Source organism: Parasutterella muris (assembly GCF_009767915.1).
In the GTDB taxonomy this organism is placed as follows: Bacteria; Pseudomonadota; Gammaproteobacteria; order Burkholderiales; family Burkholderiaceae_F; genus Parasutterella; species Parasutterella muris.
The window spans coordinates 1-22677 of the sequence record NZ_WSRP01000007.1; the positions used below are offsets into that span (position 1 = coordinate 1).

19 protein-coding genes and 1 tRNA gene are annotated in these 22677 nt (G+C 47.9%); 6 read left to right on the forward strand and 14 right to left on the reverse strand.

Features of this window, described 5'->3' with window-relative positions:
• Positions 1–258: 258 nt before the first annotated feature.
• The 10 genes from E5987_RS03125 to E5987_RS03170 all read right to left on the reverse strand — a co-directional run bounded on the left by E5987_RS03125 (position 259) and on the right by E5987_RS03170 (position 10155).
• Positions 259–343 (reverse strand) — tRNA-Leu (locus E5987_RS03125).
• Between the two features lie 46 nt (positions 344–389).
• A complete protein-coding gene (secG, locus tag E5987_RS03130; protein ID WP_160334634.1) occupies positions 390–758 on the reverse strand; it encodes a preprotein translocase subunit SecG in 369 nt (122 codons plus the stop codon).
• A 13-nt stretch (positions 759–771) separates the two neighbouring features.
• A complete protein-coding gene (gene tpiA / locus E5987_RS03135; RefSeq protein ID WP_160334635.1) occupies positions 772–1539 on the reverse strand; it encodes a triose-phosphate isomerase in 768 nt (255 codons plus the stop codon).
• 56 nt (positions 1540–1595) lie between these two features.
• Positions 1596–2756, reverse strand: coding sequence for a [FeFe] hydrogenase H-cluster radical SAM maturase HydE (gene hydE / locus E5987_RS03140; protein WP_160334636.1), 1161 nt, complete (start codon positions 2754–2756; stop codon positions 1596–1598).
• A gap of 185 nt (positions 2757–2941) precedes the next feature.
• Complete coding sequence (gene pnp / locus E5987_RS03145; RefSeq protein WP_160334637.1) at positions 2942–5110, reverse strand: polyribonucleotide nucleotidyltransferase; 2169 nt, start codon at positions 5108–5110, stop codon at positions 2942–2944.
• A gap of 179 nt (positions 5111–5289) precedes the next feature.
• Complete coding sequence (gene rpsO / locus E5987_RS03150; protein WP_160334638.1) at positions 5290–5559, reverse strand: 30S ribosomal protein S15; 270 nt, start codon at positions 5557–5559, stop codon at positions 5290–5292.
• 377 nt (positions 5560–5936) lie between these two features.
• Positions 5937–7496, reverse strand: a complete 1560-nt coding sequence (locus tag E5987_RS03155) for a 2-isopropylmalate synthase (protein WP_160334639.1) — start codon at positions 7494–7496, stop codon at positions 5937–5939.
• Positions 7497–7640: 144 nt separating this feature from the next.
• Positions 7641–8513: a CDP-diacylglycerol--serine O-phosphatidyltransferase gene (gene pssA / locus E5987_RS03160; RefSeq protein WP_160334640.1), complete on the reverse strand. Its 873-nt coding sequence runs from the start codon at positions 8511–8513 to the stop codon at positions 7641–7643.
• A 14-nt stretch (positions 8514–8527) separates the two neighbouring features.
• Entirely contained in the window at positions 8528–9289 is a 762-nt protein-coding gene (locus tag E5987_RS03165; protein WP_289163812.1) for a phosphatidylserine decarboxylase, read from the reverse strand.
• A gap of 119 nt (positions 9290–9408) precedes the next feature.
• Positions 9409–10155 carry an SIMPL domain-containing protein gene (locus tag E5987_RS03170; RefSeq protein ID WP_160334641.1) on the reverse strand — a complete coding sequence of 249 codons (747 nt, stop codon included), beginning with the start codon at positions 10153–10155 and terminating at the stop codon, positions 9409–9411.
• Between the two features lie 380 nt (positions 10156–10535).
• On the opposite strand from E5987_RS03170, the gene E5987_RS03175 reads away from it, so the two are divergent.
• On the forward strand, positions 10536–11522 hold the full coding sequence (locus E5987_RS03175) for an NAD-dependent epimerase/dehydratase family protein (RefSeq protein WP_160334642.1): 987 nt from the start codon (positions 10536–10538) through the stop codon (positions 11520–11522).
• 54 nt (positions 11523–11576) lie between these two features.
• On the opposite strand, the gene E5987_RS03180 is transcribed toward E5987_RS03175, so the two are convergent.
• The gene (locus E5987_RS03180) at positions 11577–12239 is read right to left on the reverse strand and encodes a hypothetical protein (RefSeq protein WP_160334643.1); all 663 of its coding nucleotides are present in this window, start codon (positions 12237–12239) and stop codon (positions 11577–11579) included.
• Positions 12240–12426: 187 nt separating this feature from the next.
• On the opposite strand from E5987_RS03180, the gene E5987_RS03185 reads away from it, so the two are divergent.
• The gene (locus E5987_RS03185) at positions 12427–13263 is read left to right on the forward strand and encodes a DUF805 domain-containing protein (RefSeq protein ID WP_160334644.1); all 837 of its coding nucleotides are present in this window, start codon (positions 12427–12429) and stop codon (positions 13261–13263) included.
• Positions 13264–13286: 23 nt separating this feature from the next.
• Here the strand turns inward: E5987_RS03185 and radA are convergent, their stop codons facing one another.
• On the reverse strand, positions 13287–14741 hold the full coding sequence (radA, locus tag E5987_RS03190; protein ID WP_160334645.1) for a DNA repair protein RadA: 1455 nt from the start codon (positions 14739–14741) through the stop codon (positions 13287–13289).
• A gap of 163 nt (positions 14742–14904) precedes the next feature.
• Here radA and wbaP point away from each other — a divergent pair, with 163 nt between their 5' ends.
• The 4 genes from wbaP to rfbD are packed head-to-tail and all read left to right on the forward strand — an operon-like array spanning position 14905 to position 18832.
• Positions 14905–16356 carry an undecaprenyl-phosphate galactose phosphotransferase WbaP gene (gene wbaP, locus E5987_RS03195; RefSeq protein ID WP_160334646.1) on the forward strand — a complete coding sequence of 484 codons (1452 nt, stop codon included), beginning with the start codon at positions 14905–14907 and terminating at the stop codon, positions 16354–16356.
• Positions 16357–16362: 6 nt separating this feature from the next.
• Complete coding sequence (gene rfbB / locus E5987_RS03200) at positions 16363–17442, forward strand: dTDP-glucose 4,6-dehydratase (RefSeq protein ID WP_160334647.1); 1080 nt, start codon at positions 16363–16365, stop codon at positions 17440–17442.
• A complete protein-coding gene (rfbC, locus tag E5987_RS03205) occupies positions 17439–17981 on the forward strand; it encodes a dTDP-4-dehydrorhamnose 3,5-epimerase (RefSeq protein WP_160334648.1) in 543 nt (180 codons plus the stop codon). The genes rfbB and rfbC overlap by 4 nt, the downstream gene beginning before the upstream one ends.
• Complete coding sequence (gene rfbD / locus E5987_RS03210) at positions 17978–18832, forward strand: dTDP-4-dehydrorhamnose reductase (RefSeq protein WP_160334649.1); 855 nt, start codon at positions 17978–17980, stop codon at positions 18830–18832. Before rfbC ends, rfbD begins: the two co-directional genes overlap by 4 nt.
• On the opposite strand, the gene E5987_RS03215 is transcribed toward rfbD, so the two are convergent.
• Both E5987_RS03215 and E5987_RS03220 read right to left on the reverse strand, forming a co-directional pair.
• On the reverse strand, positions 18829–20169 hold the full coding sequence (locus E5987_RS03215; RefSeq protein ID WP_160334650.1) for a phosphoethanolamine transferase: 1341 nt from the start codon (positions 20167–20169) through the stop codon (positions 18829–18831). The two genes, rfbD and E5987_RS03215, sit on opposite strands and share 4 nt — an antisense overlap.
• Positions 20170–20683: 514 nt before the next feature.
• Positions 20684–22651, reverse strand: coding sequence for an LTA synthase family protein (locus E5987_RS03220; RefSeq protein ID WP_160334651.1), 1968 nt, complete (start codon positions 22649–22651; stop codon positions 20684–20686).
• Positions 22652–22677 lie beyond the last annotated feature (26 nt).

Consider the following 22677-nt stretch of genomic DNA (forward strand, 5'->3'; position numbering starts at 1 on the left):
TACTACTTCGGTGAAATCGCAGGGAAAAGACGGATGTTATTTGAAGCCCTCGGGGTTCCGGTTCCTGATGCAGAGCCTGAAAAGGCGCAGGTCTACGAAGACGACGAAGAAGAGACAGACTTCTAAAGAAGATGCCTTCAGATTAAAAGCTGAGCCTCTGCTAGAGGCTCTAGATTCTGCAATATTTCAGTCCTTCGTGATGTTTCGATGAAAAAAATAAAAAGCCCGTAAAACTAAATTTACGGACTTTTAGAATTTTGGTGCCTTCGATGAGACTCGAACTCATACGACTTTCGTCACCACCCCCTCAAGATGGCGTGTCTACCAATTTCACCACGAAGGCTTTATTTATCGAATCTGATCTCCATCAGCTCCGAAAGATAGATATTCTACTGCGGAATTAGATTTTTTGCAGGAGCATTAGTGGGTTCACTGCTCTTTTCCGTTGCCGGAGTTGTAACAGGAGCTTTCTGTTCAACCACTGTGCTCAGAACACCGCCGGCTGCAGGCGCTTTGCGGACAGTCTGACCGCCGAAAGTTAAAGCCAGTGTCGCGCAGAAGAAAATTGTCGAGGCAATCGCAGTCGAGCGAGATAAAAAGTTTGCACTGCCGGTCGCACCGAATAAAGAACCGGAAGCGCCGCCGCCAAACGCCGCACCCATGTCGGCACCTTTACCATGCTGAAGAAGAACCAGCACGATAATCGCTAAAGCAGACATTACCTGCAGCACTACAGCGATCGTAATCAATAATTGCATAATAAGTTTCCGTTTAAATCATGTCAGAACCGCAAGCGGCCTGAGCTATTTCGTAAAATTCATTGGCTTTCAGCGAAGCCCCGCCAATTAAGCCTCCGTCAATATCATTGCACGCGAACAGTTCTTTCGCGTTCGAAGGCTTTACGGAACCGCCGTATAAAATACGCAGCGCTTCCGCGGCACGCGGATCACGCGATTCTACACTATCCCTGAGCGCAGCGTGCACAACTTCAGCTTGCTGAGGCGTCGCGGTTTTACCAGTACCAATCGCCCAAACAGGTTCATAAGCGAGCGCACCCGAGGCTAAAGCTTCAGCGCCGATCGCGTCCAGAACCGCGTTAAGCTGAGACAAAACAACGTCAGAAGTTCTTCCGGCCTCTCTTTCTTCCAGTGTTTCGCCAACACAGACAATCGGACGCAGTCCATACTGAACGGCCATCTTTGCCTTGGCCGCAACGATCTCATTGGTTTCTCCAAGACCGTGACGACGCTCGGAATGACCGACAATAACCCAGGGACATCCGATATCTCTCAGCATCGCGGCGCTGACTTCACCGGTAAACGCGCCGTTCTCGTGCGCAGAACAGTCCTGAGCACCCGTGTTGATCATAAGCGCCGAAGTCAGGAAACTCTGCTGAAGTTCATTGAGATAAACAAAGGGAGAACACACAACCAACTCCGTGTCTAACGGAGAAAAAGCTGAAAATTCCTGCACCCATTTACGATTCGCTTCAAGGGAACCGTTCATTTTCCAATTCGCTACAACCAAATTTCTGCGCATCCGGGAACTCCGAACTGATTAATAATCGGACTATTTTAGTTGACTCGAGGAAAAAACTAAACCGCTTTAATCGGAATTTGTTTTACAGCACTTTGCTGAAGCCCGGCTTCCTTGCGCATAAGCCATTTACGGGAAGAACCGCTCTGATTGAATCCGACAGTTCTGCCGCGAGATTCAATTCTCTGCTGCAGGCCGGCTGCAAAAAATGAAGGATCGTCCGTAAGATTCGGCTTCTTATCGTAAAGCTGGTAATCACCTCGATAACAAAGCGGCGTCAAATTCGGCATAATGACATTGGCCCCGTGTTCAATCCCCTTCTCTCGCCCTTCCGGATCAAGAACCTGAAGCGCAGTGGCCGCGGCAATGTTGATATTGCCGAGAACCAGCCGAGTGACTGCAATCATGTTCAGTGTCAGACGAATTAATTGCTTAGCCTCCATCTGTCCGATCTCTTTCAGATCCGCCCCTTCACTCATCAGGTACGGACCCATACCGATCATGTCGGCGTCAATTTTTTGAAAAAGACGAATGTCCGCACAAAGATCATGCAGCGTCTGACCCGGAATCCCGATCATAACGCCTGTGCCAACCTGATAGCCGCATTCTCTCAGCCACTGCAGACACTGCAGGCGATGCTCAAGATGCTTGTTCTTCTTCTTTGGCGTGTGATGAAGAAAATTAAAAAGTTCATGATTTGAAGTTTCAAAGCGGGCCAAATAGCGCAGATTATCTCTATTGCCGCTGCAATCGGCCCAGTATTCGTAAACTTCCTTCGTCTGATCTCCAAGAGAAAGCGTTATACCAACGCCGTTCGGCAGCTGCTCGCTTATCGTTTCAGCATGTATCGCGCGAAGTGCATCCGCAATAAATTCAATAAATTTAGGATCGTTTCTCTCTCCCGCCTGAAGACAGATGCTGCCGTAGCCGTGATCAGCCGCAAATTTGGCGCAGCCGACAATCTCCTCCTTTGTCATTTCAAAACGAGGAACCGAATGATTGTCTTTGCGAATACCGCAATAGCGGCAATCCGAAGTGCAGACATTTGATACTTCTATCAGGCCGCGGTAATAGACGTTGCTGCCCATCAGTTCAGTTGTCCGATCGTATGCGGCTTTCTGAAGCGCTCGGCAGTCCTGTTCGTCTTTCAGGCCTAAAAGATAAACAATCTCTTCATCCGAAAAAACAGTTTGTTTGAGAAGAGTTTCTAAACTTTTCATATCTTTTCTTTCATCTGCTCGTTCCGCTCAGCTCAGTAAACTTATCACCGGACGACACGATTGATTTACTTTAAGATTGCAATATCTGCAAATATAGCGCAAATGATTTAATTTTTGGTAAGTGTTGAATTATAAAAATCCCGATGAAATGTTCGTTCCACCGGGATTATCTTTTAAAGGATCAATTAGCCTTTGATAACGTCAGGACTTTCATTTTCCTGCTGTTCCGCTTTTTCTTCCTTGACGGGCTTTTCAAGCAAAGCCTTCATGGAAAGACGGATACGGCCTTTTTCATCCATTTCCAGTACCTTAACGCGGACAACCTGACCTTCCTTCAGATAATCGCCAACCTGGTTGACACGCTCATGGGCGATCTGGCTGATATGAAGCAGTCCGTCTCTTCCTGGCAGTACCTGAACAATGGCGCCGAAATCGAGAAGTTTCTGAACTGTGCCTTCATAAACCTTACCAACTTCAACTTCAGCAGTAATCTCTTCGATTCTGCGGCGGGCTTCCTGGCCGGCAGCCTGATCAACAGAAGCAATGGTCACAGAACCGTCGTCTTCAATGTTGATTGTTGTTCCAGTTTCTTCGGTCAGCGCGCGGATAACGGCACCGCCCTTACCGATCACGTCACGAATCTTCTCGGGGTTGATCTTGAAGCTGATCAGACGAGGAGCGTATGGAGAAAGCTCTGTCTTCGGAGCGGAGAGCGCTTCATGCATCTTAGAAAGAATATGCATACGGCCTTCTTTAGCCTGAGCCAAAGCGACCTGCATAATTTCTTTGTTGATACCTTCAATCTTGATATCCATCTGCAGAGCGGTCACGCCGTGATCCGTACCGGCAACCTTAAAGTCCATATCGCCAAGGTGGTCTTCATCACCAAGAATATCGGTCAGAACTGCAAACTTATTGCCTTCCTTAATAAGACCCATTGCGACGCCGGCAACGAAATCGCTCAGCGGAACACCGGCGTCCATCAGAGAGAGGCAGCCGCCGCAGACGCTGGCCATAGAAGAAGAACCGTTGGATTCGCAGATTTCGCTAACAACACGCATGGTGTACTGGAAATCTTCTTCCTTAGGAAGAACGGCAAGAAGAGCTCGTTTTGCAAGACGTCCGTGGCCGATTTCACGGCGCTTCGGAGAACCGACGCGGCCGGTTTCACCGGTAGCAAACGGAGGCATGTTGTAGTGAAGCATGAAGCGTTCACGCTGTTCGCCGGTCAGACTGTCAACAACCTGTTCGTCCTGCTTTGTACCGAGCGTAGTGACAACAAGCGCCTGGGTTTCACCGCGGGTAAAGAGCGCAGAACCATGAGCGCGCGGAAGAACTCCGGTACGAATTTCAATCGGACGTACAGTGCGGGTATCACGGCCATCAATACGAGGTTCACCGTTAAGGATCTTACCGCGGACGTGCTGAGCTTCCATCTCAAAGAGGATGTTGTTGACTTCGTTTTCTCCGATTTCGCCAAGCTCGCCGGCTTCAACAGCCGCATCAACCTTCGCGTTAACATCTTCATATACCGCACGCAGGCATTCGTTTCTATCCTGCTTGCTTCTGTGTTCAAACGCTTCATGAATGCGGTTGCCGACGATTTCGGTAATGAGGGCGACGAGTTTCGGATCTCTCGGAGCAGGCTGCCAATCCCACAGCGGTTTGCCGCCTTCTTCCACCAGTTCGTCAATCGCGTCGATAACGACCTGCATCTTCTCGTGACCAAACATAACGGCGCCGAGCATGACTTCTTCAGAGAGCTGATCCGCTTCGGATTCCACCATCAGAACGGCTCTTTCAGTACCCGCGACAACCAAGTCCAGCTTGGAGTCCTTCATCTGAGAAAGATTCGGGCAGAGAACATACTCATTATTGATATAACCGACGCGCGCGGCCGCGATCGGTCCGTTGAAGGGGACGCCGGAAACAGCAAGTGCCGCAGATGCAGCGATCATGGAAGGAATATCCGGATCAACTTCAGAGTTCACGGAAAGAACATGAATAATGATCTGAACTTCGTTAAAGAATCCTTCCGGGAAAAGCGGACGAATCGGACGGTCGATCAGACGGGAAGTCAGAGTTTCTTTTTCGCTCGGACGGCCTTCACGTTTAAAGAAGCCGCCGGGGATTTTTCCCGCAGCATAGGTTTTTTCAATGTAATCGACTGTCAGAGGGAAGAAATCCTGTCCAGGTTTGATTTCTTTTTTTGCAACTACGGTTGCAAGCACCACGGTGTCATCCATGTCGCAGAGAACTGCGCCTGTGGCCTGACGAGCGATTTCACCGGTTTCAAGGCGAACCTTATGGTCGCCGTACTGAAAAGATTTAACTACTTTGTTAAACATCGTCATGACGATTTTTCCTTTTTTATTCCCCGGCACATTGCGGTATCTACGACTCGGCGGCTAAGCCGCCTTACGTACATACAGCAACGCGCCCGAGGCAAACAATAATTCAGCAATACAAACAAACACAGCGGTCCACGGCTATGACGCCGAAGACCGCTGCCAAAATCATCCTACCGACAAAATTACTTGCGCAGACCGAGAGATTCGATCAGAGCTTTATAACCGTCGAGGTTTGTTCTCTTGAGATAATCAAGAAGTTTACGACGGCGAGAGACCATCTTCAGAAGGCCGCGACGGCTGTGATGATCTTTCGGGTTGGCTTTGAAGTGCTCAGTGAGTTCGTTGATACGAGCTGTCAGGAGAGCAACCTGAACCTGAGAGGAACCGGTGTCACCCTGAGACTGGGCGTACTTCGCAATGATTTCAGCTTTCTGTGCAGTAGACTGTGCCATTTTAAAATTTCCTTTGCCTTTTAGGCGTTACGTGCGATCCCGCTGGAAATACATCGGGACGTGTTTAAAAACGAACATGAATTATATAGGAAAATCCCGATCTGCCCATTAAAAACAAATAAAAATCTTACCTTTATTTACTTTAGACAATCATTTGGTGCGTGCCGCCAATTCATCTAGGAGGTAATAAAACTCTGTTTTAATCCTAAATTCAAAGCATTCAGCCGGTTTCGAGGTCCTCTTCCGTATAGAACCATTACGGGCTGAATTAAGACTAATCAGACTCTAATCAATATCCGAAACTTTTCCATACTCAGCCGCAGCAGACCTAAAAGTGAGAACGGGCGTTAATACGCCCGTCCGAAACAAAAAGAAAATTAAGGAGTCGGTTCCTGGCCGAACTGCGGATTGGTTCTCTCCGCCTGATTCGTGAGCTTATTCAGCGCGTCAAGGTAAGCTTTAGCACTCGCGGCAAGAATATCTGGGTCTGAACCGTTGCCGTTCACAACTCGTCCGCCTAAAGTCAGTCTGACAGTAACTTCGCCCTGAGACTCCGCTCCGCTCGTCAGCGCGTTGATCGAGAAAAGAAGCAGCTCTGCCCCGCTCTTGGCGCAGCTTTCAATTGCTCTGAAAGTCGCATCAACCGGACCGTTGCCGTCTGCTCTTCCGACCCGCTCTTCGCCGTGGTCCATGTAAACAACTTCCGCCTGAGGACGCTGTCCTGTCTCACTCGACTGTTTCAGTGAAACAAAATGAATCGCCTGCTGCACTACATTGCGTGTATCAAAGAGCGACTGAATGTCTTCATCAAAAATTTCAGACTTGCGGTCTGCCAGATCTTTAAAGCGTGCGAACGCTTCATCAATCTCTGTTTCACTCTTGGTCGGAATCGCTAGTTCTCGAACTCGCTGACGGAAAGCAGAACGCCCAGAGAGTTTTCCCAGCACCATACGGTTGCTCTTCCAGCCGACAGACTCCGGAGTCATGATTTCATAAGTTTCTTTGCTCTTTAATACGCCGTCCTGATGGATACCGGAGGCATGAGCAAAGGCGTTGGCGCCCACAATCGCTTTATTAGGCTGAATCGGGAAGCCGGTAATGGAAGAAACCAGTTTGGAAGCCGGGACTAACTGCTGGGTATTAATGTCCACGCCGAGGTTAAAGTAGTCGTTGCGGGTCTTGACCGCCATAACGAGCTCTTCCAGCGCGCAGTTGCCGGCTCTTTCTCCCAAACCGTTAATCGAGCATTCCACCTGACGGGCTCCGCCGTGGATGACACCGGAGAGCGAATTGGCAAGCGCAAGCCCTAGGTCATTATGACAGTGCACCGACCAGACGGCCTGATCCGCGTTATAAACATGCTCGCGCAGATCTTTAATGAAATGTCCGAACTGAGACGGAAGCGCATAGCCGACCGTGTCCGGAATATTGATCGTGGTCGCGCCTTCGCGGATCGCAGCTTCAATGATGCGATACAGGAATTCCGGCGCTGATCTCGAAGCATCTTCACAGGAAAACTCAATATCGTCCGTATATTCTTTTGCGACACGAATCGCTTCAACCGCACGCGCGATAACCTGCTCAGGCGTCATCTGGAGTTTCTTCTCCATATGCAGCGTAGAAGTCGCAATAAACGTATGGATACGTCTTCTCGGAGCTGCGGCAATCGCCTCGCCCGCTTTGCGGACGTCTTCGACTTTTGCTCGCGCGAGCGAGCAGACCGTGGAATTGCGAATCGATTTCGCAATCGCGCAGACCGCTTCGAAATCTCCCGGTGAAGCGGCCGCGAAACCGGCCTCAATGACATCCACTCCCAAAAATTCCAGTTTTTTGGCGATTCTCAGTTTGTCCGAAGCGCTCATGCCCGCTCCGGGACTCTGTTCTCCGTCGCGCAGAGTAGTATCAAAAATAATGAGTTTATCGCGTACTTTGTTCATTTTTATTTCTCTTTAGGTTTTGGCCCGTAACCTATTAAGTATAGAGGTCAAAGACTTTCGCACCAAGTTTTTTGCCATTGTTTTACCGCAGAAAACAAGAAAAAAGCCCGGACAATGCCGGGCGGAATTATGCGGATCTACAGCTTAGTGCTGCTCATCCTCTGGTTCGTCAAAATCAATATCGGAACGCTGAGGAATGACCGGGTTGGGCTGTCCGGTGTACCAGAGATAGAACTGATAAACAAAACCGGAAAGCGCGTACAGGCAGAAGAGGATAAAGACCATCAAGGCCGGATCCGTCGACAGGATAAAGAGCAGAATCACGGCGGCGATCAGAACCCAGAAAGGCACGCTTTTGCCGTAATGGAAGCTCTTGCCGGAATAGAATGGCGCATTGCAGACCATGGTAAGACCTGCATAAACCGTAATAATCATGGCAAGCCAAGGCAGCCAGTCACTGTTCACCGGCATTCTCTGATCCACAGCGAGCCAGACAAAACCTGCGACCAACGCAGCGGCCGCCGGAGAAGGCAGTCCCTGGAAGAAGCTCTTATCCACTACGCCGATGTTCGTGTTAAAGCGCGCAAGACGAAGCGCTGCGCCCGCGCAGTACACAAACGCCGCGGCCCAGCCGAGTCGTCCGAGATCGTGAAGCGCCCACTGATAAACCACCATCGCAGGCGCCATACCGAACGCGCACATATCGGCGAGCGAGTCAAACTGCTCGCCAAATGAACTCTGAGTATGTGTGAGACGCGCGACACGGCCGTCGCAGCCGTCCAGAATCATGGAGACGAAAATCGCGATCGCTGCCTTCTCGAAGTCGCCCGCCATAGCGACCACAACCGCATAGAAACCGGAGAAAAGACTTGAGAGCGTAAAAAGATTCGGCAGTAAATAAATGCCTTTTTTACGAACCGTGTTAATTCTCTCTTTCACAAGAGCCTGCGGCGTTACGCGAGGACGCGGTTTGAAGTTTCTTCTGAGCGCCGGTCTGTTTTTATTTTGAATTGCCATTGGAGCGTCTCCGGTTATTTGACTTCCGGCTCTGCAGTCGGTGTCATCTGTTCAGCAGTCTGAACTTCAGCTTCTGCGGCGGCAGGAGCATTCAACTCGGGAGCTTCTTCCGAAGACTCCGGCTTCTGAGGGTTCAAAAGCGCAAGAACGGTATCAGCGGCACGAACTTTCTGACCGACAAAAACCAAAACTTCCGCGTCTGTCGGAACATAAATATCCACACGAGAACCGAAGCGGATAAAACCGAAGCGTTCGCCTCTTGTCACTTCCTGACCGATATGCAGATGGCAGACGATGCGTCGGGCGATCAGCCCGGCGATCTGCACGCATGTGATTACAGGGCCTTCGTCAGACTGGATCACAATCGCATTACGTTCGTTTTCGCTGCTGGCCTTGTCAAGATCGGCGTTGAGGAATTTGCCGGGCTTGTAGTAGATCGCTTCAACCTTTCCGCCGATCGGGCTGCGGTTGGAGTGAATATTAAAGACATTCATAAAAGTCGAAATCAGGACTTCTTCCTTGCCTGTGTAAGGATTCTCGACCTTTTGAATCTTGCAGATGCGGCCGTCGGCGCCCGCAAGCACGCTGTGCGGCGTCTGGCTGATCTCTCGCGGAGGATCGCGGAAGAACTGAATAACAAAAATCAGGATGACCCAAAAGATAAAGGAGATAAAGCCTCCGATGAGCCACCAAACTAACAGCGCAATGAATATGGCTGCTCCGATAATGCCCCAACCTTCTTTAGCCAAGATGGGATATGAAGAATTTAATTTCAAGCCTTTCTCCTTTACTGGTTCAGGCAGCACTGCTCACGCAACATGCTGAGCGTGCCGACTCAAGTGGCTATTTTAGCCAAAAAAAGCTTCTGTAAATGTTTACGATTAATGAGAACGCATTAAGGCGTTAATGGGGAGTCCACGGTCAGGGTCGCTGCAACCGACATGGAAAGCTTGGTTGAACCTGCTTCAAATGCCGGAGCCGCGACTTTTGCGTTCGCTGCCGCGCTCATATAAACGCCTCTAGCCATCACGCCTTCGGGGAATCCTCCGTCTGTAAATTCAAGTTTTTTGAATTTCAGTGACTGAGGCGCAAGCTTCATCGCAAGCGCCACGGATTCGGTCTGCTGATTCAGGGCCTGCACGGCCGCCTTTGAGAGATGATCCCGGGCGGACGATTTTGCTTCGTCGCTCATAGAGTACGAGACACCGTCTAAAGCAAGGCCGGACTGCTGCGCTAACTGCACGAGAGAACCTACTCCGTCTACATCTTCAGTCACCACGCGAATCGACTGTCTGGCTCTCCAACCTGCGATTTGGGGCGCCTCTCCTTTTTTCGGTTCGGTGTAAACCGCCTGGGTGTAGTAGCCGTCGTTTTCAATACGTACCATTGAAGAAAACTCTCGGATTGTCCCCTGAGCCTTTGCCATAGCCGCGTTAACCTTGCTTTGCGCATCCGCCAGATCATGCTCTTCGGCCTGCGCATAAAGGCGTATCGTAGCCAGATCATTTTTAAAACTCAGCTGAGCGGTCGCTGTGAGCATAATCTGCGCGTCTTTGCCCTCAGGCTGCAGATTGAATTCTTCAGCAGAGCTTGTGACGGCCGCAGCTGCCATAACCGTCGCGGCAACAACAGATTTAAACATTGTTCAGCCTCCTTTATACAAATCGTTTCATCAAAGTCCGGTTAAACTAGCACATCACTTATCACTTATGAGTCCATCGGTAACTATTTCCGGTATACCGCTAATAAATTTGAATAACGTATATACCAAAATTATGTGCTTTTCCTAGTTTAGACTCACATACGAATGACAATTAGACACGGCAATTTTCGCCAAACCTGCACAATCGTCGTCATAATTGTCCAATCTATTGATATCATCCATGAGAAATGTTTAGTTAACGACTCGTAAAAAGGACAAATGCGGCGGAAAGCTCAGATATTAGGAAAACTACCTTAATAACAATTACTAATACTCTTAGATCGCCTCTGCGCCTAGAATGCCTGTACAGGAGAAAAAGAATGGTTATGCGAGCCGCAGTTTTTGGTGGTGCCGGTTTTGTCGGTACAAACTTGGTCTATCGGTTGATAGATAACGGCTGTCAAGTTTTTAATTTTGACAACCTTTCCGGATTAGGAAATCTGCTGAATATTGCCGAGCTCATGCAGCAAAGCAATCATAGTTTTGCGCGCTGCGATGTGACAAACTCCGAAGAGATTCGTCAGTCGCTGCTCATGGCCGCGCCCGATACGATCTTTTTCTGCATTACTCCGAAAAAGCTGGACAGCAGCAATGCGCTCGAGCCCTTTGAATGCTTTCTAAAGACACTTAAAAACTGGCGGGAAACCTTTGCCGACCGTGTTCTTCCGGTCAGCAAGATTGTGATCGTGATTTCTGAGTTCCACAAATCTCAGAAACAGCTGAAAAAGGTCTATGACGACATTAAAGCGGTTATTGATCAGTATGTCGCTGAGGGCCTGCCGGTCACATCTCTTTTTGTACCGATTGCTTTCGGGCCTTTTCAGCAGCCCGACAGCCCGATTCCGCTCATCATCTATCGCGCGATCGAAGGCGAGACGATTCCGGTCATGTATCCGGAAGAGCCGGCCGGAGATCTGGTCTACGTCAAGGATGTCGCGGAAGCCTGTCTTTTAGTTGAAGACCGCGGTCAGATCGGCGTTCATTACGAGATGGAGGGAACTCAGCCCTCTTTCACAAATATCGAAGCGGCCGACTGTATCTGTTCAGTGCTGAATAAATACCTTCCTCCGCCGGTGGGACGCTACCAGGCACTCATCGAAGAGATCGCCGCGGATACACCGCCTGCTCCTGAAATTCCAAAGAATGAAGCGAGTCTGGATAGGCTCGGTCACCTTACTAAAACACCGCTGAGCGAAGGGCTTTCTGCCACAGTCAAGTGGTACTTGGATAATGATCGCTGGTACAGCCAATCGAAGACAAGGTTCTTCTATCTCTGGCAAAACCCGGAAAACGTTTTATCGTCATAAAACTTAAGGCCTGGAAAATTTTTCTCAGGCCTTTTGTCTGTTTTGTGCAGCGGATTACTTGATCTTGTTGGTTTTAGACCAGCGCTCCTCTTCGTCCTCCCCAAGGAAAACACTCTGGATGCTTGCCGCCTTCATGCTCGGCACAAAATCAAGACCCGGCTGAACCAGATTTTGGAATCTCGGATCGCTTGTAATCTCCAGGATGGACCAGCGAACCGCCTTATCCAGCCCTGCGGCTAAACGGCGGCATCCGTCCTGCATGTTTTTAAGGGAATCCGTAGGCACGTTGTAGACAACCGCCGCTTTCATGGAGGAGCCGTTTGAAGAGAAGATCTCCATATTGATTCGCCAAGCCAGCATCGTCGGCTCAGCTTGAATCTTGACTGAATCGATCAGGTTGTAGATTTTGACCTTCGGTTTGTCCTGATTCAAAGCGCCTCCGTTTTTCAGGTCCGCCATAAAGGCGTTTTTCCAATAAGCGGCAAACGCATCATTGAGGTTTTTATATTTTTCTTCCCCCGGGATCGGAAAAATCGTTCCTGCGCAGTCAAGATCCATCGCTTTAGCTACTCGAACTTCCGCCACCGCGACATCTTCGGCCTGAAGACGTTTAACACTTCGCGCGTTCTGCGCGTTAGGCTCGTAGGCGTAGGTTACATAAGGCTCAGGCGTACTGCAGCCGCTGAGCAGCACCGCGCTGAGAGACGATAAGAGCAAACAAATCCTGAATCGATTAAGCATAGACGATTGAACATCACGGGTTTAAGACGCCTCTATTGTACGAGCAAAAGATGAATTTCTTTCTTCCGGAGGTTTATGGACGCAAATTGGAGAACGGAGCGTATAAGTCTGCGGGCTTTCCACTAAACTCATTGGAAAGAACTCAAAAGAGGAGACTAAAAAAATGATTTTTGCCTGGTACCGCTACTGCTTTAAAAAATATTTTTCCGGCGGCGGCAGAGCTTCCAGAAAAGAGTATTGGAGTTTTACTCTGATCAATGCCGCGATATTCATACTCTTCTGGCTGATCTCCCGAGTGGTGGACGCGCCCGCAGATCCTGCGGCAGTCGGACAGGCCGATGCGCTTCCGGAAGATCCGGTGCTTTCAATTCTCTTCGGAACGCTTTATCTGATTTTTATTCTGGCGATCTTAATACCGTCATTTGCCGTCACAATGCGCAGACTGCACGACAGAAATCACAGCGCATTATGGATTCTGGCTCAGTTTATTCCGGTACTGAACCTCGTTGTACTGATTATGCTTTTACTGCCCTCCAGCCCGCGTCCGAACGCATACGGGCTGAGAGCGCCGAGAACGCCCGATGATATTGTTCCGAATATCGCGCAAAACATTTACGGTCCCTACGGTCAAGTGGTATACACTTCCGACAGTAACAATCCGTATGAACCGACACGGCAAACCACTTCACAAGGAACACCTATGGCACAGCAAAACTCGGGCGAAGTTCAGACCAACAGTGCAAACCATCGTCCCATGAAAGCGGATGAATCCGGAATTGTCTCTCTTCTCAAAGGACTTTCCGGAGCGAAGGCTCAGGCAAAATCGCCTGAAGCCGCACACGAAACCGTCTTAGACGAGATCATGAAAGAAGATCTGCCCAATGCGGATACTCAGGCGGGTATCGCTATCGAGCCCGCTGCAGATAAGTCGAACCATCGTCCGATGACGCCGCAGCAGTCCGATCTGGTCGGTTTTCTGAATCAGATTTCTAAAGGCTGACAACAGCATCTAAGAAGCGGCGGCTACTCTTCCGGATAGACTTCTTCGTCATGTCTTCTGACGGTGGATCCGAAAATAATCCGCATCGCTTCCTTCAGGTTGTCGACACCGACAATTTCCACGCCCGGGATATCCTGGGCTTTATTTTTAAGGGGGACAATCAGGCGGCTGAATCCGAGTTTAGCTGCCTCACGGATTCTCTCCTGTCCTCTTGCGACCGGTCTGATTTCCCCGCCCAGACCGACCTCTCCGAAGATCGCCGTTTTGCTGCTTACAGGACGATTGCACATAGAAGAAACAATGGCCGTCAGTACAGCCAAATCGCTCGCGGTTTCCGTGATTTTTATACCGCCGACTGCGTTTAAAAACACGTCCTGATCATACGTCGGCAGGTTCACATGCCTGTGCAGGATGGCAAGAAGCATTGTCAGGCGCTGCCCGTCCGTCCCTACTGTCAGTCGTTTCGGATTAGGTAGCATGGATTTATCCACGAGTGCCTGAATCTCAATCAGAATCGGCCTTGTCCCTTCCAAATTAATAAATGTGACGCTGCCGGGGACACCTTCGCGCCGCTCAGCGAGAAACAGAGCGGAAGGATTGCGCACGCCTCTGAGTCCTTTATCCGTCATCCCGAAAACTCCGATCTCATTGACCGAACCGAAGCGGTTTTTACAGGCCCTGAGGATGCGGTAGTTGGATTCTGGATCACCCTCGAAATACAGTACCGTGTCGACCATATGTTCAAGCACACGGGGACCTGCCATTGCGCCTTCCTTAGTGACATGACCGACAAAAATCACACCGATGCCTTTTCTTTTGGCGATTCGAGTCAGTCTCGCCGCGCATTCCTTTACCTGAGAGACTGATCCCGGAGCTGCTGACAACTCTTCAGAAAACAGCGTCTGAATGGAATCGATAACAACCCACTGCGGAGAGACATCATCAATGACGGCTTCAATTTTTTCCAATTGAATTTCACTGATAAATTTCAAACCTTTGGTACTGACTTCCAAACGCTGAGCTCTGAGCGCGACCTGTGTCGGACTTTCTTCGCCGCTCGCATAAAGACAGACTTGGCCCAGAGCGACCATCTTGCACATTGACTGCAGCAGCAGTGTTGATTTACCGATACCCGGATCTCCGCCGATAAGAACGACTGAGCCGGGAACAAAGCCGCCTCCGAGCGCTCGCTCGAGTTCGGCGAATCCGATCAGAATCCGCGGTGACTCTTTGGCTTCAATCTCCGACAAGTCAACGATATCAGAGGTGCCCGCAAGAGAAGCTCTGCCTCTGCCCGCGGTCGAAGAAGCCGACTTCGATTCCGCTCTGGCGAATCGATTGGTGCTTTCAGCCTCGATACGAAATTCTTTCATTGTGTTGTAGGCCTTACAGGACGGGCACTGACCGAACCACTTAGGAGCGTCATAACCGCACTCTGAGCAGACCCAGGCGGTTTTGGTTTTTGATTTTGAAGCCATAATCTTTAAAAAAACGTTTTACGCATTTTAGTCATTCTATTGTAGGCAATTGTGCGACAATTGATGTCCTTAAAATTAATAGCAGATCCCAAATTGCTGTACCATTCACAGTCCGAAGATGCTGAGAGTAGAATTCAGGACAATATCTCTACCAAGCATACCGATGAAGCCAGTAAAGATCTCATTTTCAGACCGGTTCAGCTCTACGCTGCAGCCGATTTTTCTGCTGTACTTGGATTATGTCTCCATTATTGCGGCGGAAGCTTTTGCCGTTTTATTCCGTGAATGCGTTTTAGTGCTTCTTGATCGTGAATATGACGCCTTTGATATTGAAGATCTGGATTTTTACGTCCTTATTCCTCTGGTATTTCTCGTCTTCCTTCACTGGGGACGTACTTATATTCGGCTGCTTTCCATCGGAGAAATGGTACGCAGAACTTTTTATTCTGTGCTCTACGCCATTATCGCTTCGATTGTGGTTTTATTCCTCGCCGGCAAAGCGCCGGTTATTTCCCGACTCTTTATTACCTTCTTAGGCATTTTTGTTTTCATTTTTGTCTGCTTTGCCCGCTTGGTTTGGCGTCTTATCTGCAATCGATGGAATCTGCTTTTGGAGCCGACCATCCTCATCGGTTCGGACCAAACAGCACGCAGGCTCTTAAACTATACGGCGAGCAACTCTTTCTTCGGAATTAAGGTTGTCGGAATTATCGATGACAGTCCCAAAGGCAAAGCCCTCGAAGGAAAGTTTCCGCTCCTCGGACCTCTTGCCGAGGCCCAGGACATCGTTAGAAAAACAAAAGTCCAGAATGTACTCGTACTTGCGCCCAACATGAAATCGCAGAGGCTGCACAGTTTAATGGACAGCCTCTTCCCCTACGTAAAAAACATCTCGTTTGTTCCCAGTACTGAAGACATGCCGGTTTCCAACATGGAGATCCATCGACTCTACTCGGAGAACATGGTTGTTATTTCGGTAAAGAACAACCTCTCGAGATGGTACAACCAGGTTTTTAAACGGGTATTTGACTTCTTAGCGGCGTTTTTCGGTACTTTAGTGATTTCGCCTTTCTTAGCGACAATTGCGCTCATTATTGTCTGCACGAGTCCCGGACCTGCGATATATGCGCATCGCCGTGTCGGAAAGAATGGAAAGCACTTTAACTGCTATAAGTTCCGTTCGATGGTTCAGAATGCGGATGAGCAGCTGAAACAATATCTCGCCGCTAATCCTAAGGCGGCAAAAGAATGGGCTGAGACCCAGAAGCTCAAACATGATCCTCGCGTCACAAAAATCGGCGCATTCCTGCGCAGAACTTCGCTGGATGAGCTGCCGCAGCTCTTTAATGTCATTATCGGACAGATGAGTCTGGTGGGACCCAGACCGATTGTTGACTCTGAAATCCCGAAGTACGGAGACTACTTCTCTGACTACAAAATGGTTCGTCCCGGAATGACGGGTCTATGGCAGACCAGCGGCAGAAGCGACACTTCTTACGAAAGACGTGTTCGACTTGATGCCTGGTATGTGCGCAACTGGAATATTTGGCTTGACATCAGTCTTATCGTTAAAACCATCAGAGTACTTCTCAGCTCTAAAAACGGAGCGTATTAACCTGTCATGAAAATTCTTGTCACCGGCGGCTGCGGCTTTATCGGTTCCGCATTTATTCTTCAGCAGCTCAGCCTTGGAAGAACCGTTCTTAACCTTGATGTTCTCTCCTACGCCGGCAATCCTGAAAACTTATATTCTGCCGCCTGCTCCCCAAACTATTATTTTGCGCATGGCGATATTGGCGATCGAGTTCTAGTTTCCGGACTGCTTCAGGAATTTTGTCCTGACGCAGTTGTCAATTTCGCCGCTGAAACGCATGTAGACCGCTCTATAGTCGATCCGACACCCTTTTTTAAAACCAATGCGTACGGAACAGCGTCGCTTTTGATCGAAACACTAAACTGGTGGAAGAATTTGTCAAAAGCACAGCGGGAATCGTTTCGTTTCTTACACATTTCCACGGACGAAGTATTTGGCTCGCTCTCTGGTGATGAAGCGGCTTTTTCTGAAGAAAGTCCATATCGTCCGAGAAGCCCCTATTCCGCTTCAAAGGCTGCTGCAGACTTTTATGTTCGCTCGTTCCATGAAACATACGGTCTGCCGACTTTAATCACAAACTGCTCGAATAATTACGGGCCGCGTCAGTATCCGGAGAAATTCATTCCGCTGCTGGTCATCAATGCGCTTCAGGGTAAGCGGCTGCCGATTTATGGAAACGGAACCAATATTCGGGACTGGCTCTACGTTGAAGACCACTGTCAGGCGATTGACACGGTTCTGACCCGTTCTCGTCCCGGAGAAACCTACAATATCGGCGGTAATTGCGAAAAAAGCAATCTGGACATAGCGTACGCAGTGACAGGTATGCTTGATGAAATCAAGCCAAGAGCAGACGGAAAGTCTTACAGCGATCAAATTGCTTTCGTTAAAGACCGTCCGGGACATGATTTTCGTTATGCGATAAATGCGGAAAAAATCCGTCGTGACTTTGGTTGGAAACCGACGCATTCCTTGGCTTCCGGTCTTCACGACACCATCAGCTGGTATCTCGCCAATGACGGCTGGCTTGAGACCATTCAAAGCCGTTCATACAAAGATTGGTATGAACTGAATTACGCCGAACCTCGCTTTGAGGATGAGAAATGAACGTCATTGCTTCAGACCTTTCCGGAGTATTGGAAATAAGGCCGAAGGTATTTTCGGACGAACGAGGCTTTTTTGTTGAAACCTGGCAGTCGGAGCACTATTGCTCGCTTGGGCTTCCCGAAAGATTCGTTCAGGACAATCACTCGTTTTCAGTCAAAGGAACACTGAGAGGACTGCATTTTCAAAAAAAGTTTCCGCAAGGTAAGCTGATTTACGCGGTCACCGGCGAAGTATTTGATGTCGTCGTAGACATTCGCAGAGATTCTCCGACGTTTGGTTCCTGGTGTTCTTTTCGGTTATCTGAGAAGCGATGCAATCAGCTGTGGATTCCGCCCGGATTTGCGCATGGATTTTTAACGCTCTCTCCTTCTGCGCACATTATCTATAAGTGCACGGATTTTTACCATCCCGAAGACGAAGGCAGCATCTGCTGGAATGACCCGACTCTGTCGATCAGCTGGCCTATTTGCGATTCTCCCCTTCTCAGCAAGAAGGATGCCGCAGCTCCGAGATTCAGTGAAGCCCTTAAATCACTATGAAAATTCTGATTACCGGCGCCAAAGGACTTCTTGGACAAGCGCTTGCTCAAACTTTAAAAAACGAAAGACTGGTTTTAGCCGGCAGAGACGAGCCCGATGTCACAAACTTAGAGGACTTTAAAAAGTTCGCCTCTGAAGTTAAGCCGGATGTCATTATCCATTGTGCCGCCATGACCGATGTCGACGCCTGTGAAACGGATAAAAGGCAAGCATATCTCGTCAACGCCGTAGGATGCGGATACGCTGCAGCCGTCAGCCATCTCGTTAAAGCAAGACTCATCTCCGTCTCAACAGATTATGTCTTTGACGGAAAACAGTCCGAACCGTATGGAGAAGAAGATGCGGCAAACGGCGGAGATTCCGTATACGGACGTTCAAAATTTATCGGAGAGGAGTTCATTCGGGCGTTAAATCCCAACCACGTTATTATTCGCACGGCGTGGCTGTACGGCCGCGGCGGAAAAAACTTTGTTGATTCCATGCTTTCACTTTCTCGGAAAGGAGTTCCTGAACTCAAAGTTGTTTCCGATCAGCGCGGCAATCCCACAAGCGCTGTCAGCGTTGCAGAAAAAATCCGGGAAATATTACAGCGGCCGGATATTAACGGAACTATTCATGTCACGAGCGAAGGTTCGGCAACTCGATATGAATTTGCTGAAGAAATTTTTAGACTTGCGAATATTTCGCAAAAGGTTGTTCCGTGCAGCTCTGAGCAGTTTCCGAGGCCGGCGCCCAGACCAAACAATTCTTGTCTGTCTAAGAACGCTCTTCGACGGTACGGTTTATCTCCTATGCCGGACTGGCGTTCGGAGCTCAAAGAGTACCTAACCTCCTTAAAGAAAGAGGATTAATAAATTTCCTGATTCTTTTCGTGTTTTTTTAATTCTGTAATTTCCTTTGGTTCAGTCCACAAGTAATTCTCGTTAAGCCAAGATTTTTCTGCATACGGAAATTTACATTGTATTCCTGCGATATCGAGCAGCATATATGAAAGCCAGTCGCCCCTGAACGGCCTCTTTTCCAAATCCTCAGCGATCAGCTTCACATCCGATCGATTTGTCCAAAAGAGAAACGGTATTGTATATCCGCCTAACGTTGTTGAGGAATGCCCCATCAAATCATCACGACGGCCTGTCTCTGCGCCATGGTCGGATAAGTAAACCCAGGAAACAGGCTGTCCGGCTGAGTGCTCTTTTGTAATTTCAAAAGTCTTCGCGAGGATCCTATCCTGATACAGCATTGCCAGATCATATTGACTTTTCAGAAGTTGATTTCTCAAGCTTTGACCGTTATCTTTCAGCATTTGTTTCACTTCATCATTTTCGTCCCAATTAGGTTTGAGATCATGTGGATATCTCAGAGAAAAATGAGGATGAAGTCCGATTAAATGCACAATGATAAGTGTTTTTCCATGTGCTTTTTCCAGTGCTGACGCCAATTCCGGAAGCACTTTTTCATCCATAGAAGCGCTTGAGCGGCCGCCTTTTCTGTTCAAACTGACGTTCTCATCGGAAAAAGTCTGATATTCCGCATGTATCGCCGTATCTTCCTGATTACTGATCCATACAATATGAAATCCGGCTTTCTTAAAAAATGCCAGGACATGACCGTGTTCAGGCAAAGGCGCAGGATCGAACTCAAGCATCGTATTAAATGCTGCTACCGTACTGAATCGAGTGGAGTACGCGATTTTTGCTTTGAGGAAATTTCTCTCGTTTTTATCAATCTCCTCTAAACGAGGCGTTGTTTTTCTGGAGTAGCCGTACAAACTCATGTCTTCGCGGTTCATGCTTTCACCGATTACTAAGACAATCGTCTGCGGCTTATCTCCGGCTTGGGTAATGTATTTTTCTGCAGTGTGAAGGTACTTTTCGTTTTCCTTTTCAATATTTGTCCAGAAATCTTTTTGGATGCTTAACTGGTGATACAAGTCCATATACACGCAGATTGGAAACCTGTTGCGCCATGCATCCTGGTAAAAGGAGAAGCAGAAAAGAAGCAGAAGAAGAAACGCGACTCCGTCTAATATTTTGGAAACGACAGGCTTTGCAGCAAGCAATTTAACCAAAGCGTATACATAAACAGCGTACGCAAAAATGGCAAGGCAAGTCCAAAGAACAATATTCTGCAGACTCGTTTGAATGTAGTCTGATGCTTCTTTTTGATTCGTGTTTGAGATGGACTCCACGATGAACCTCGAAGTAAGACTTGCATCATAGTTCTCGTAGAAATATCCCTGCAATCCGCAATAAGAAAAAACAATAAACGACAGAACGACTGCAGCAATAAAACTGAGTATGCGATGGACCTTTCTTCTTAAAAGAGCAGTGAGAAAGACAAACGGCAGAAAAAAGACAGAGATCTGCAGGCCTCTGACTAAACCGAGACAGCAGGAGGAAAAAATCAAACCTATTGCAACAGCGCCGAGTAAATAAAGCCCGATTAAGCCACCATTACGTAATTTGTCGGCATTAGAAATTTCAGTCCTCCAACTCTCGCACCTCAACTCTTGGAAGGGCAATGATTAGTCTTGCTCAGATTGTATATGAATCCCTGCGAGACTATGCATCCAAACCATCTTTGTTAACAACTTATCCCCAAACAATTAGCTGTCAGAGATTTAGTGTAAAAACCTCTCCCTTTGGGGTTTCTGTCATACATATATCGCCGATGACAACCGACTCAAAATCATTGTCCATTTCTCATTTCGCTATTAAACCTTCTCTTACGATCAGTTCACTAAGCGCTCTCTGAGCACGTGCAATCTCGCCCATCTCAATCTGTTCATTAGTGCAGGAGTCAGACCTTTGTAAAGTATCCCCATGCCATTTGTAGCAATCGTAAGAATTGCCGCCTTTTAAGGTCACGAGACCGGCATCTCCTATCGTAAATCCATTGTTATCCCAGGATATGAAGGAAACTGCGCCATCAGGTATTTTCTCTTTTGCAAAAAGATTTCTTCCCTTACTGATCCCCGATTTTGCACCCGTAGCCGCAGAAAGAAGCGTTGGAATTATGTCTCTATGCGAAGCCCATTTATCCGTGTTCGCAAGCTGTCTTGTTCCCGCATTAGGAATCCAGAAGATAATCGGAACTCCATAAACATGGTGCCAGTTACCTTCTACAATATATTTCAAACGAGCATTATGATCACCCGTAGCTGCGACAACTGTATTTTTCAGCCAGCCGTTTTTGTCTAAATTCAAGACAAATTTTCCTAAGTTGTCAGCCGCATACTGATACGTCTGCAAAAGCAAATTGTTTTGTTCTTCAGAGGAATCTCTCTTAATGTAATTCGGCAAAACACTGAAATTGGTCCCCTGCACTGTTTCATTATCAGGAACTTTAAAAGGCGGGTGATTAGTGGTAGACAACATCATAATGAATACAGGCTGTTTGTCTTTTTCCGCTTTATCGAGAATATCCTCAGCATACTTGAACATCCACTTATCCCCAATTCCCCAAGGGCCAAGTTCGGCCTCAGGAAACTTATCGGATATAGCTGCACTTCCTATGACTTCATCGAATCCGAAATTTCTAAAGGTTTCGTTAATTTGTCGCCATGACTCTGGAGAACCTGTAAGAAATATTGTCTTATACCCCGCCTTCTTGAAGTCAAAAATCTGAGAAAAAGTTAATTTGTTTCTTCCGTAAATACCTTGTGAAATAGGCGTGATAGGTGTGTCAAAAATAAGTCCTTCTAAAGAAGGGAAGGTCCCGTTCATGATACTGACGGCCTTCTTAAATACCACTGCAGACGATAATGCTTCTTCCAAACTTCCTAGTGTATTGTTGCCTTTCGACGGATTATGAGAAAGAAAGATGTCTGCGCTCATCGATTCCATAACAGCAAAAACAACATTAGGCTTATCAGAAGGGGCGACTGGTTCTTTTGATGCGGGTGTCAGCTTCTTCTCCGCTTCCTCTCTTGAGGTATAACCAAACTTATGCAGAGCCTGATTTGGATCGCCTGCGATCTGTGTATTTTTCCAAGCTTTTGTTGCTTCATATAATGCCGCAGCTCCATTGGGTACGCAGGAATTAATCAGGCTTATTTTGCTTACAGAAAAGTCCTCTTGGCGTAAAGGAAACTTCGTCAAAGATCCCCGAACAATAACTGCTAATACAAGAGTAATACACAAGCCCAAAACAAACGCCCTGCCCCTACCCATTGGTGAACAGGTTTTCGGACTTTTAACCATGCGGCAGCACAAGAAAGGAATCGCCACGGAAACCAATATAACGATTAAATAACTAACTACAGGCCAATCTTCCCATATCGTTTCGATAATCGCCTTAGTATCATCTTGAAGCAATCCGTAAACCAGAGCGCTGATCGGAGTCTTATAGAATCCGTAAAAACCAAAATTCCCGGCGTCCAGAAGAATCAACAGGAAATATCCGATGCCGGCAAGTACGCATGAAATGATGTAGAAGGATCTGATCCAACAGGAAAGGATAAGTGCCAACCAAGCTGGGATTAGGGCTAAGCCAAGCCATTTAGCATCAACTCTTATTCCCGTCCAAACCGCAGGAAGGAAATCCATTAAAGTGATATTCGGATTACCTGAGGAATAAAAAATAAAGAAAACAAAACGGTACAAAGACAGGATTACAAGCCCTATCAAAAAAAATAAAAAAGCTTTTTTGACTTTAGTCTGCCAAACCATATATTTCTCAGTATTAAAAGTTCAAT